We start from the raw sequence: 13782 nt of genomic DNA, 5'->3' as shown, positions 1-13782 counted from the left end.
AATTCATTTGAATAAAAAATAATTTTAATATAATAAAATAACATTTCATATACCGTTTCCCTATATTTTACTATGCAAAATTGCATGAGATAGAAGAGAGGAATCACGTGAAATAAAGGCTTTTTTTAATGTTATTATGAATGATAATTCTTTAAGATTATTATTAATTAGATAATAAATACATGTATTATTTAGATTAATATAAGGGTTCAAAGAATATAAATATCCCATAATAAGCGAATTTGAGTAGGTTTCATTTTATATGTATATTACTAAAAAATGGTAAGTCCCTTCAGAAGTTTGAAGGGACTTACCATTTACGTAATCTTCGTTTCTATAGGTTATTTAAGGCTTTCTAATTTGGATATAGCTTGTTCTAATTCCTCAATAACCTCTTCATCGTGTTCGTTTAATAGCTTGTTATGTAAGTGGGGTAAAACGGATTTATCACCAATTTTACTTAATGCATAAACTACATATCCGCGAATTTCACCGTTTGAATCGTCGATACAGGTCAGTAAAGAATCTATTAATCTTACATCCGGAAAAAATTTGGCTAAATCTGTTCCCCAGTATCTTCTACCTTCATGATCATCTTGTATAGCTTTAATTAAATGTGGAACTACCTCATCATTACTAAACTCACGCAATATACATGTTGCATGTTCGTATACACCATAACAATCATCGATATTGAAGGTCATCATAATAGGTTCTATGCAACTAGGATGGGGATTGTCCTCAAAATATGTAATTGCACACGCATACTCATCCATCATTTCTTCGGTTAAATCCTTATCATCAGGCATAGGGGAGTATTTCTTAAGTATTTAAATAGCTTGTTCTCGATTCATGAAATTCACCTCGATATTTAATACATCTCATCATTAGAGTTTACATCAGCTTCATGAGTATTTTGAGCCACAATTTCTTTCATTTCTGCAACTCGTTCTAAAGTAATTCCTTCTCTCTGTTCAACTGCTAAAGGATGATTAGTCGGTTCCAATTCAATAAAAGGTCTAATTCCGATGTCTCTTGTATAAACATGTGTTTTCAAGTTTAATGTATCAGGATAACCTGGGATTGATGTAGAAAGCCAGCCAAAGTATGGATCTTCTGTTTTTCTTCCTTCTGTTTCCCATAATTCCATTGTTTTGTTGAAGCTTTCTTCGCTTAAAGATACCCACACATTCCAAATGAATACTTCGGTACTATTAATAATAGGAATTTCTATACAGCCTTGAATGAAGTAATATTCTTCATCCATGATGCAAATATCAGAGTTTATTTCAAAACGATGTTGTCTTTCATTTTCAGGAACGTTGTAATAATAAATAGGAGCATCACTTCCGTAGCTCATTGGTAGTTCATGTTCGGAATGAGTGTAACGAAATTTTTCGTGACTAATTTCTTTCTTAATTGTTCTTCCATACAATCTTCTTCTTCGCATTTGACTATATACTCCTTATTTCATTGTTATATAAAAAAGGAGCTCTCTTTCAACATAAGAGAGCTCCTTTCCATTATTCTCCCACTGTAAAAGTCGTCACAAAAGAAGGTCTTGCAAAAATACTTTTTTGCGGTTCGTCGCTAGGCGGAGCAGGGCGTTTTTGATGTGCTCTTTCAAATGACTGTGATTGTTGCCATGCTTGGAATGATTCTTCGTTTTCCCACATTGTCATAATGATGTATGTATCGTCTGATAAGGGGCGCAGGACACGAATGGCGCGGAAGCCTGGTTCTTTTTCAATTAAACCAGCGCGGTTTTGGAAACGATGTTCAAAGACAAGACGTCCTTCTTCTGTAACAGCGATGTTATTGCATACAACGAAGCCGTCGTTACCTGTCATTTCTCCGACAGCGTCTAGTACTTCATATAGATGCTCTCCTTCTGTTACATTTTCCTTGTAATACATTGTTTTTTCTTCGCTTTTTCCGACGTAATTAGGCCCTTCTAAAGAAGTTTCATACGAAATCATTGCTTTCATTCTTTTAGCCCCCTTTGTTTTTTTCATGATCCAGCTCTAGCGGCTAGAATGGTCGGTGGCTTCGCGCCTTCCTCCGAGGCACAATACGCCTCTCTGTCAGGAGCTCCATCCCCCTCCCATTCTGAGCAAGCCGCTTCCGCTTTTCTACATTATAGCAAGAGTTGTAAAAAAATTCGAAGATTATACATAAAGGATATGTTTTTTCAAATAATAAACGTACCATCATTTGGAAGGGAGGATGAGGTATGAAGAATACAAAGAGGGTTCTCATTGGCTTTGTTTCCATTTTTATATTTGCGATTGTTCTCTATAAATGTATTGTGTTTACCGGCAGTTATATGATGGATGAAAAGAGACTTGTATTCCATTCTTCATCAAAAATTGTGGATCAGCGCGGCAAAGAAATTACAAAGCTTTATTTGGAAAATCGAGAATTGGTACATATTGAAGATATTCCCTCATATGTACAACAAGCTTTTTTAGCTGTTGAAGATGCGCGCTTTTATGAACATCATGGGATTGATTTTCCTTCTATTGTAAGAGCGCTTTATAAAGACGCTCTTGCTGGAGAGAAAGTAGAAGGCGGGAGTACGATTACACAGCAGCTTGTGAAAAATGTTTTTTTATCGCATGAAAAAACGTTGTTTCGCAAAATGAAGGAAGTGGCGATTGGGTTTCACTTGGAACAGAAGTATTCGAAGCAGCAGCTTTTGGAAATGTATTTAAATCATATTTATTTTGGACACGGAGCTTATGGCATTCAGGCAGCAGCGAAATTTTATTTTAATAAGGAAGCGAGGCAGTTAACGGTTGAGGAAGGAGCGATGCTGGCAGCTCTTCCGAAAGCGCCGAGCAACTACTCACCATTTTTGCATCCTGAAAAAGGTAAGGAGCGCCGCGATTTAATTTTATCGTTAATGCATAAGCAAGGATATTTATCAGCAGAAGAAACGGTGGGCTACCAAGGGAAAACAATTGCTCTTTATATGAATCAAAATGAACAGGAGCTTGCTTATATGCCATACATCGATATGGTAATTGATGAAGCGGCTCGTACTTATGGGTTATCTCATCAAGAAGTGCTGCGCGGCGGATATACGTTTGTTGTGGGGATGAATGACAAGATGCAAAAGACAGCATATGAACAATTGCAAAATGTACGTAATTTTCCGATGCAAGACGACCATATGCAAGGTGCCGTTCTTTTCATGGATAGTAAAACGGGCGGAATAAGAGCGGCAGTTGGAGGAAGGCATTATATTGCGCGCGGATTAAATCGAGTTTACGCAAAGCGGCAGCCAGGTTCCGTATTAAAGCCGCTTCTTGTGTATGCGCCAGCACTTGAAACGAAAAAATATACGCCGTATTCTTTATTAACAAATGAGCGAGTTTCGTTTGACGGCTATGAACCGCGCAATTACAACGAGCAGTATTCGAAGGAAGTAACGATGTATGATGCCCTGTTGCAATCGACTAATGTTCCAGCTGTATCCTTGCTGCATGAAATTGGGCTAGAAGAAGGAAAGCAGTATTTAGAAAAAGGAAATATTCACATTCCTGAGCGCGGTCTTAGTACTGCACTTGGCGGTTTACAAGAGGGGGTTTCGCCGTTTGAACTTGTTAAAATGTACCGTGCGTTTGTAGCGGATGGGAAAATTGTTGAACCGCATGTAATTGAGAAAGTGTTAAATCGGCACGGAGAAGTAATTGGGCAAGCAACCAATAAAGAAACGAAAGTTTTTTCGAAGCAAACTGCTTGGTATATGACAAGAATGCTTGAAGGTGTTGTGAAAGAAGGGACTGCAAAAGATGGTGTATATAAAGGAGCGCTTGCTGGGAAAACAGGAACAACGTCGCTTCCAAATCAAGACGACGGGGCAAGAGATATTTGGTTTGTTGGGTATACACCTCATATTGTTGGAGCGGTTTGGATGGGATATGACCGCACGGATGATAAGCATTATGTGCGTGGGAGCAGTTCTTATCCAACAAAATTATTTAAAACCATTTTAGCGAAAGCGAATGTAAAAGCAGATCATACATTTGCACAACCGCGCGGTGTTGAAACGATTGGAGAGCCGATTCGCTTAAGTAAAGTGGACGGTTTAGAAGCGAGGTTAACGTTTACTCCGCTTGGTTTGTTTACCGCAAAATTAGCATGGAATCAACTTCCTGATAAGAGAGTACAATATCGAATTTATAAAATAGACAAAGGAAAAGCGATTCATATCGATACAGTAACTGGAAAAGGGGAGTATGAAGTAAAATTTATGAACGTTTTTAAAGCGCCGCGTTTTTATGTTGTACCGTACAATCCGCAAACAAATCGAGAAGGAGAAAAAACAAAAGAGGTTAAACCGTAATTTCGGCTTGTGCTATAATGAGAATGTTCCGAAAAAAAGCAGAGTATTACCATATGTTTGTGTCAATTTCATGAACATCAAACATAATGTTGTACATTTTGTTTTTACTAATTGTATAGTAAAAAAAGATAAAGTGAAGCTTCCATCAGTAGGGGATTCTATGTTGCTGGAAGTTCTTACTAATCGGGCTTTTACGGGCAGTTATCTGCCCGTTCATATGGAATAAATAGGATAGGATTCGAGCTGTATTAGAAAAAGGGGGACAAGGATTTGGTACGACAAATCAATGAAACATTTTTACAAGCATGCAAAGGAGAACGCACAGATTATGTACCAGCATGGTATATGCGCCAAGCAGGTCGTTCCCAGCCGGAATACAGAAAGATTAAAGAGAAGTATTCATTGTTTGAAATTACACATCAGCCAGAACTTTGTGCTTATGTAACAAAGCTGCCTGTTGATCAATATAATGTGGATGCTGCTATTTTATATAAAGATATTATGTCACCGCTTCCAGCGATTGGTGTAGATGTAGAAATTAAATCTGGAATCGGTCCTGTAATTGATAATCCGATTCGTTCGCTGCAAGATGTCGAAAAATTAGGGGAAATTCACCCAGAAGAAGATGTATCATATGTGCTTGATACGATTCGCTTATTAACAACAGAGATGCTCGATGTTCCGTTAATCGGATTTGCAGGAGCACCATTTACGTTAGCGAGCTATATGATTGAAGGCGGTCCATCTCGTAATTATCATAAAACGAAAGCGTTTATGTATGCAGAGCCAAAAGCATGGTTTGCGTTAATGGATAAGCTTGCAGATATGACTATTACGTATTTAAAAGCGCAAATTAATGCCGGCGCAAAAGCAATTCAAATTTTCGATTCTTGGATTGGGACAGTAAATGTGGCGGATTACCGCGTATTTATTAAACCAGCAATGGAGCGTATTTTCACAGAGCTTCGTCCGATGAATGTACCGCTTATTATGCACGGTGTTGGGGCGAGTCATTTAGCAAATGAATGGCATGATCTGCCGCTTGATGTTGTTGGTTTAGACTGGCGTTTGCCGATTGAAGAAGCGCGTGCACGCGGCATCCAAAAGGCTGTCCAAGGAAATTTAGATCCATCCATTTTACTTGCGCCGTGGGATGTGATTGAAACACATGTCAAAGCGATTTTAGATCAAGGAATGAAGCAGCCAGGGTATGTATTTAACTTAGGACATGGTGTTTTCCCAGAAGTGAATCCAGACACGTTAAAACGAATGACTGCATTTATACATGACTATTCAAGAGAACAGCTGGCGAAGTAAGGGAGAGGACTGCATGAAAAAGAAAATCGGTTTACTTGTGATGGCATATGGAACGCCGAATAAAGAAGAAGATATCGAACGTTATTATACACACATTCGCCACGGCAGAAAGCCAAGTGCGGAAATGTTAGAAGACTTAACAGAACGATACAAAGCAATTGGCGGAATTTCGCCTCTTGCGAAAATTACACTAGAACAAGCAACAAAATTAGAAGCGTATTTAAATGAAATGCAAGATGACGTGGAATTTAAAATGTATCTCGGTTTAAAACATATTGAGCCATTTATTGAAGATGCAGTGAAGAAGATGCACGAAGATGGAATTGAAGATGCAATTGCTATCGTTCTTGCGCCGCATTACTCTACTTTCAGCGTGAAGTCTTATATCGGACGAGCACAAGAAGAAGCAGAGAAACTTGGCGGCTTGCAAATTCACGGTATTGACAGCTGGTATAAAGAACCGAAGTTTATTGATTATTGGGTAAACGAAGTAAAAGCAATATATGAAAAGATGACAGCTGATGAGCGTGAAACAGCGGTACTTATCGTATCTGCACATAGTTTACCAGAGAAAATCATTGCAATGGGCGATCCGTATCCAGAGCAATTAAGTGAAACGGCTGATTATATTGCCCGCGGAGCTGAAGTGAAAAACTATGCAGTCGGCTGGCAAAGTGCTGGTAATACACCAGATCCATGGCTTGGACCGGATGTACAGGATTTAACACGTGAATTGCATGAGAAATATGGTTACACTTCTTTTGTATACGCACCTGTTGGCTTTGTTGCTGATCATTTAGAAGTATTATATGACAATGATATTGAATGCAAAATTGTTACAGAAGAAATTCAAGCAAACTATTATCGTCCAGAAATGCCAAATGCAAAAACTCCATTTATTTCTTGTTTAGCAGATGTTGTTATGAAAAAGTGGAGTGCAGTTTCATAAAGTGAGAAAGAAGGAAGCAGTCGTGAAAAAGAAGGTAGTCATTATAGGCGGCGGGATTTCCGGCTTAACAACAGCATATTACTTGCAAAAAGAAATTCGTGAACAAAATTTGCCGATTGATACGATGCTTATTGAAGCATCAGGAAGGCTTGGCGGGAAAATTAAAACCATTAGAAAAGATGGATTTACAATTGAACGTGGCCCGGATTCGTTCCTAGAACGAAAAGAGAGTGCTGCAAGGTTAGCACGTGAATTACAACTTGGTGATCAACTTGTTAACAATGCGACAGGGAAATCGTTTGTACTTGTGAATAATCGATTGCACAGCATTCCAAGCGGTTCAATGATGGGAATTCCAACACAAATTACACCATTTGTATTTTCAGGGTTGTTTTCTCCTATTGGAAAGATTCGTGCAGGGTTTGATTTTGTGCTGCCTCGTTCAAAACCAGTATCAGATCAATCGCTCGGTCAATTTTTCCGTCGCCGTTTAGGAAATGAAGTGGTTGAAAATTTGATTGAGCCATTGTTATCAGGTATTTATGCCGGTGATATTGATAAAATGAGTTTGATGGCTACGTTCCCGCAGTTCTATCAAGTCGAACAAAAGTATCGCAGCATTTCCCTTGGTATGCGGACATTAGCTCCGAAACAGCCAAAGGATACAAAGGCAAAAACAAAAGGAATCTTTTTAACGTTAAAAACAGGTTTACAATCTATTGTTGATGGAATTGAAGAACGACTAGAAGATGGAACAGTTTTGAAAGGAACGCGTGTTGAAAAGATTATAAAGATCGATGACCGCTATAACATTACGCTTAGCAATGGAAAAGAAATAGAAGCAGATGCGGTTGTGATGGCCGCATCTCATAAATGGCTGCCATCAATGCTCTCTCAATATAAACAGTTCCACTTCTTCCGTAGTATTCCATCTACATCAGTGGCGAATGTTGCATTAGCATTCCCGAAAGAAGCGATTCAGCGCGATATTGAAGGAACGGGATTTGTTGTGTCACGTAATAGTGATTTTACGATTACAGCATGTACGTGGACACATAAAAAATGGCCGCATACAACGCCGGAAGGAAAAGTACTCCTGCGCTGTTATGTTGGGCGTCCCGGCGATGAAGCAATTGTGGAACAAACAGATGAAGAAATGATTCGCTTCGTATTAGAAGATTTGCAAAAGACAATGGATATAACAGCTGATCCAGAATTTGTGGTTGTGAGCCGCTGGAAAGATGCGATGCCGCAATATACGGTCGGTCATAAAGAGCGCATGAAAACGTTAAAACAGTTCATGAACGAAGAATTACCTGGCATTTACTTAGCAGGAAGCTCTTATACCGGCGCTGGATTACCAGATTGTATCGATCAAGGCGAAGCAGCCGTAAAATATGTATTGTCTTATTTAGAACAAACGAATCAAAAAGAGTTAATGGCGTAATAAGAGGAGAGGTTGACCGAAATGATTTTTGGTCAGTCTCTTTTTTATCGGCGATTCGACAAGGTATAAAGACCTTTCGATAATGTTCGATATATACATAGGCGAGCAGCTGGAGATTAATTTTTTGTAAATTCATTTAAATATAATGTTCTTTATAAAGAACTCTGCTATGATAGACATGCTAGGCAATAGGAAAAAATTTAGGGGGAGGATTTTCTTTGAAAAAGCTAGCAATTATCTTTTTTTCACTTGTATTCGTTGTACTAGTATCGGATGTTGTAGCGAAGGCCGAACAAGAACAAGTGCTAACTGTTGATGAAGCAATTCAGTTGTTTCAGCAGCAAGGCAAAAAACCAGCAGTAGTAGAGGGGTATATTGTTGGGTATACACAAAATCCAGGTAAATATACGAAAGATCCAGCAAAGTTTGGTGATACAAACGTTGCAATTGCCGCTTCGCCAGATGAAGTGAACGCTGATAAAATTATGCCTGTTCAGCTTCCGATAGGTGAAGTTCGCAAAGCAGTGAATGTAAAGGATCACCCAGAAAATATGGGGAAAAAGGTTCGTCTAACAGGTACGCTAGATAGTTATTTTAGCAGTCCAGGGTTAAAATCTGTTACAAATTATGCGTTTCAAGATAAAGAAACGCAAAAAGTAAGTGATGTCATTGCTAGTCCAAATGGGGGCGAAGTAGAAAAAGGAACAGCAGTAACATTATCAACTGTAACAGAAGGTGCGAAGATCTATTACACGTTAGATGGATCAAATCCAACGTCTCAAAGCATTCGCTATAATGAACAAATTATACTGAATGAAAATAGTGTGATTAAAGCGGTTGCCGTGAAAGAGGGGCTTGAAAATTCCGCTATCGCGACATTCTCATTTACAATGATAAAAAATGAACCAATTCGTATTCACGATATTCAAGGGAAATCTCATATTTCTCCTTACAAGGGGAAAGACGTGAAAGCTGTTACTGGTATTGTGACGCAAGTAGATAAAAACGGATTTTATATACAAGATCCGCAGCCTGATGAAGATCCAGCTACATCAGAAGGAATTTATGTTTATAAAAAAGACGGCGGCGTGAAAGTCGGCGATTCCGTTTCTGTTGATGGACAAGTAGAGGAGTTTATCGGAGCAGGATACGCAGACCGTTTTGATACAGACTTATCAATTACAGAAATTAAAGCAAAGCGCGTTATCGTAAATGAGAGTAATCAAACATTACCTAAAGCAGTTGTAGTAGGAGAAAACGGTGTGAAAATACCGGACGCAATTATTGATAATGATGGATTTGGCATTTTCGATCCAGCAGAAGATGCAATTGATTTTTATGAAAGTTTAGAAGGCATGCTTGTAACAGTGCCGCAGCCAAAAGTTATTGGACCGCAAAAGAATGGGAACTTGTATGTAACAACTGCAAATGGCAGCCAAAAAGTAACAACAAAATTCGGAACGCCGCTTTTGCAAGCTGACAATGCAAATCCAGAACGCCTTTCTATTAAAGTAGCGCGTAATTATGTCGCAAAAGCAGGGGATCAACTTCTTGGAGATATAACAGGTATCGTCGGTTATGATTACGGAAACTATCGCATTTCACCAATTGGGGATCTTCCAGCGCTGCAAGACGGCGGATTTAAACAACTTGGTGCCAATATTCAACCGCGCCTTGATAAACTAACAGTTGCAACATATAACATTGAGAACTTCTCAGCAAATAAAAAAGAAACATCCGATGAGAAAGTAAGACGTCTTGCTTACGCTATTAAATACAATTTAAAAATGCCAGATATTATTGGTGTTCAAGAAATGCAAGATAACAATGGAACGGTTAATGATGGCACAACAGACGCAAAACTTAGTGCACAGCGTTTAATTGATGCCATTCAAGAAATTCGCGGACCAAAGTATGAGTATGTAGAAATTGCACCGGAAAATAATAAAGATGGCGGTGCACCAGGAGCGAATATTCGCGTTGGTTTCTTCTATAATCCATCCCGCGTGAAACTAGCACAAAAGCCAGTTTTACTTGAGAAAAACGCTGTCCGAATTGGAGAAAACAATGCATTATTTGACGATACACGTAAACCGTTAGCTGCTGAATTTACATTCCAAGGACAAAATATCGTTGTGATTTCCAATCACTTAAACTCTAAATTAGGAGACGCATCTCCGTTTGGAAAAATTCAGCCGCTTGTATTAAAAAGTGAAGCAAAACGCGTGCAGCTTGCTGAGGAAGTAAATGGTTTTGTAAAAGGCATTCAAGGGCGACATGCGAACGCACCAGTTGTTGCCCTGGGTGATATGAACGACTTTGAATTTTCCAAACCAATGCAAGCATTAAAAGGCGACATTATGAAAGAAATGCTTGAAACAGTTCCACAAGAAAATCGTTACACATATATTCATGATGGGAACGCTCAAGTATTAGACCATATTTTCGTAACGAATAACATCGCACCGCACACAATTGTTGATCCAGTTCATTTAAACTCGAACATTATGGAAGAGAATGGCCGCATGAGTGATCATGATCCAGTGCTTGCACAAATTGATTTGAAGAAAGCTTCGTAAGAAAGAAAAACTATGACTAGTAGCAGGAGAAAAACACACTCGTTTATATGGAGAGCGAGTGTGTTTCTTTTTGTTGTTTTATATATAAGGTGTTGTTATATAGAGTATATGCTTAAAGTAGTGTGTTTTGGTAATTATGTATATATGGATGAAATGATTATCTTGCTTTTTGTGTAACTACTCAGTTACTTCATGAAAAACCGACAGAAAAGCATTTTTTTAAATGGGCGAGAGGGACTAGCCATGCATAGGAGCGGTCAGGACCTTTTTCTACCACATTCCATGTTTAAAACAAAAGGAGCAGGGTTATTTTCCATCTTATAGAACGTATAATGGGATGAGCAAGAACAGAGGAGGTGAAAAATGAAAGAAGGGCTAAAAGAAACCTTCACAAGGATTTGTAGGCTTTTCTTTCATTGTCTGTTATGAAAAAAATGGTGAATGCAATTGATACGACACTCTTGTTTTTGGTGGTATTTGTATTTTTGTTCGCATTTGATTTTCATAAGTTTCCTGTATGGTCTATCGCCTTTGTTATAAGTGTGGGGATTTGGGTAATCAGTGTAATTGTTAAAGTAAAAGCTGTTAAAGATAGATGATATTATAGTAATTATAAGAAAGGAGAAGGTTAATACCTTCTCCTTTCATTCATTTCAAATGTTAAACCTTGATAAGGGGATTCACTTGGGACGATATAATAGTTTTTCCCTTCATTATCACATTTTGTTATAATGTAACCGAAAATAAAACTTGAAAACATTGGTAAGCTATGGTAATATCATAAACGTACTATATGACCGAATTGTTCAAATGGTCATTTCGGAGGTGGAAACGTGGCAGTCGATCGAAAACGGGCAATTATTGAAGCGGCAACAAAATCTTTTTCTGCATTTGGTTATAAAGCAACAACGATGGATCAAGTTGCAAAGCTAGCCAATGTTGGGAAAGGGACAATTTATACGTTTTTCAAAAATAAGGAAGAGTTATTTGGTGAAATTATTTCTAATTTAACTGCAGAAATGAAACAAGTAGCCGACATGGCTATCGATTCAAATGTACCATTTTTTGAAAACGTACATCGTGCTTTATATAGCATTTTAGAGTTTCGAAAAGATCATCAACTTATGATTAAGCTCATTCAAGAAGAGCGAGATATGGGAACAAAAGAAGTACAAGATGTGATGCAGCAACTGGATTCCACAATTATTACGTATATTAAATCTCATCTTGAAACTGCAATTGCAAAAGGCGAAATTATGAAATGTGATCCAGAAATTACAGCATTTATCATGGTTCGTCTGTATATATCTCTTATTTTTGATTGGGAAAAACATCATAAACCGTTAGAAAAAGAGCATATCGCTGAACTTTTTGAATTATATTTATTAAAAGGATTGTCAAAATGAGATAATCCTCTTATTATTATAAAATATGACCAATTGAATGATTCGGTCATTAGTTGGTGGAGGGAGAATTGCAAGAAAATAGCAACATATACGAGAAGATGAATGGGTCGTTATTTTCTTCTTTTTTTTACAAAAACTGACTAAATGAACAAAACAGTCAATTATTTAAAAAGGAGGAGTAAACAATGCGAGGATGGAAACTGCTTGGAAAAGAGTTTGCTACGATTATCAAAAGCAAAAAAATCTTAATTCCAATTATTGCGGTCTTATTTATTCCAGTATTGTACGCTGGTATGTTTTTATGGGCGTTTTGGGATCCATATAAACAATTAGATGATTTACCAGTTGCAGTTGTAAACCTTGATGAAGGTGTAGTGTATAATGGAAAACCGATTGAAGCCGGTAAAGAACTTGTTAAGAACTTGAAAGAAAAGGACGGCTTCAAATGGGAGTTTGTCAGCGAGGAAACAGCCAAAAAAGGAATGGACGATCGTAAATATTACATGACAGTCCGCATTCCAAGCGACTTCTCCAAAAATACAACAACATTGTTGGATGCAAACCCTAAAAAATCAAAACTAGAGTACATTCCAAACGAAAGCTTAAACTTCTTATCTTCACAAATCGGTGGATCAGCCATTGAAAAAATTAAAGGCGAAGTATCAGCTTCAGTAACAAAAACATATGCAGAGACAATGTTTGATTCATTAAAAGATGTTTCGAAAGGCTTTGCTGATGCGAGTGATGGAGCTGGTCAGCTTCATGATGGATCAGGGAAAATTACAAATGGTTTAGGTGAGTTATCTGGGAAAGCAAATGATGGATTGAATAAGTTAGCAACTGGATCGGGTGAACTGACAGGCGGCTTAGGTCAGTTAATAGATTCAAAAGGAAAATTCCAAAATGGAATGGGTCAATTAGCAACTGGTTCTAATCAAATTACAAATGGCTTAGGCGAGTTAAATAGTAAAGTAAGCGGTATGCCAGGTGGGATGAATCAGTTACTAGGAGGATCACAACAAATCACAAATGGTTTAGGTGAATTAAATAGTAAGGTAAACGCGATGCCAGGTGGAGTGAATCAGTTACTTGATGGCTCAAAACAAATCACAGGTGGTTTAAATGAGTTAATTAATCCAAAAGGAGAATTACAATCAAGTTTAGGGCAGTTATTGAGTGGTTCACAAGAAATTACAAATGGATTAAAAGAAGTTCAAAAAGGTACACAAGATATAAGTTCAGGAGCTTCTGGACTTTCACAAGGAGTATCTGAATGGAAGAAAAAGGCTGAAGGATTAAATGGTTTTGCAAGTAAAACAGCAGGAGATGCTAAGGCGGTCACAGCTAATTTAGGAGATTTAAACGAAAAGATTAAAGCTTTACCAGAAGAATATAGAAAACAGTTAGAGCCTGCTATCCAAGAGGCAATGGCGAATAGTCAAAAAGTTTCACAAGAAACAGTTGGAGTTGCACAAGGCGTACAAGGGTTAGCTGGAGAAAATGGTGCTGGAAAAATTGAAGCTGGTGCAACGAAACTCGCAAATGGAGCAGATAGATTAGACAAAGGAATCAGTCCGTTAGCAGATGGATCAAGAAAAATCACGGGCGGTCTAGGCCAGTTAGTAGATTCAAAAGGAAAATTCCAAACTGGCCTAAATCAATTAGCAGCTGGCTCAGGAAAAATCACAGGTGGTTTAAATGAACTAGCAAGCAATGCAGGCCCACTCGCAAAC

At 38.0% G+C, this 13782-nt stretch carries 10 protein-coding genes; 7 read left to right on the top strand and 3 right to left on the bottom strand.

Annotation, left to right across the window (positions count from 1 at the left end; translation table 11 throughout):
- Window positions 1-341 precede the first annotated feature (341 nt).
- From V7024_RS16395 to V7024_RS16385, 3 genes are all read right to left on the bottom strand, one after another.
- Window positions 342-809 carry a HEAT repeat domain-containing protein gene (locus tag V7024_RS16395; protein WP_335521833.1) on the bottom strand — a complete coding sequence of 156 codons (468 nt, stop codon included), beginning with the start codon at window positions 807-809 and terminating at the stop codon, window positions 342-344.
- A 62-nt stretch (window positions 810-871) separates the two neighbouring features.
- Window positions 872-1450: a DUF2199 domain-containing protein gene (locus V7024_RS16390; RefSeq protein WP_335521831.1), complete on the bottom strand. Its 579-nt coding sequence runs from the start codon at window positions 1448-1450 to the stop codon at window positions 872-874.
- Between the two features lie 73 nt (window positions 1451-1523).
- Entirely contained in the window at window positions 1524-1988 is a 465-nt protein-coding gene (locus V7024_RS16385; protein WP_335521829.1) for an antibiotic biosynthesis monooxygenase family protein, read from the bottom strand.
- Between the two features lie 245 nt (window positions 1989-2233).
- On the opposite strand from V7024_RS16385, the gene V7024_RS16380 reads away from it, so the two are divergent.
- From V7024_RS16380 to V7024_RS16350, 7 genes are all read left to right on the top strand, one after another.
- The gene (locus V7024_RS16380; protein ID WP_335521827.1) at window positions 2234-4351 is read left to right on the top strand and encodes a transglycosylase domain-containing protein; all 2118 of its coding nucleotides are present in this window, start codon (window positions 2234-2236) and stop codon (window positions 4349-4351) included.
- A 270-nt stretch (window positions 4352-4621) separates the two neighbouring features.
- Complete coding sequence (hemE, locus tag V7024_RS16375; protein ID WP_335521826.1) at window positions 4622-5668, top strand: uroporphyrinogen decarboxylase; 1047 nt, start codon at window positions 4622-4624, stop codon at window positions 5666-5668.
- 13 nt (window positions 5669-5681) lie between these two features.
- Window positions 5682-6617, top strand: coding sequence for a ferrochelatase (gene hemH / locus V7024_RS16370; RefSeq protein ID WP_335521824.1), 936 nt, complete (start codon window positions 5682-5684; stop codon window positions 6615-6617).
- A 22-nt stretch (window positions 6618-6639) separates the two neighbouring features.
- On the top strand, window positions 6640-8064 hold the full coding sequence (gene hemY, locus V7024_RS16365) for a protoporphyrinogen oxidase (protein ID WP_335521822.1): 1425 nt from the start codon (window positions 6640-6642) through the stop codon (window positions 8062-8064).
- Window positions 8065-8282: 218 nt separating this feature from the next.
- Window positions 8283-10643, top strand: a complete 2361-nt coding sequence (locus V7024_RS16360; RefSeq protein ID WP_335521820.1) for a DUF6359 domain-containing protein — start codon at window positions 8283-8285, stop codon at window positions 10641-10643.
- Window positions 10644-11476: 833 nt separating this feature from the next.
- On the top strand, window positions 11477-12049 hold the full coding sequence (locus V7024_RS16355) for a TetR/AcrR family transcriptional regulator (RefSeq protein ID WP_335521818.1): 573 nt from the start codon (window positions 11477-11479) through the stop codon (window positions 12047-12049).
- 185 nt (window positions 12050-12234) lie between these two features.
- Window positions 12235-13782: YhgE/Pip domain-containing protein (locus tag V7024_RS16350; RefSeq protein WP_335521816.1), on the top strand; the 1548-nt coding region annotated here is incomplete at its 3' end.

The sequence above is a fragment of the Bacillus sp. JJ864 genome, assembly GCF_036963045.1.
Taxonomy (GTDB): Bacteria; Bacillota; Bacilli; order Bacillales; family Bacillaceae_G; genus Bacillus_A; species Bacillus_A pseudomycoides_C.
The sequence above is the reverse complement of the archived record's forward strand: the minus strand, read 5'-3'. Positions and strand labels throughout refer to the sequence as shown.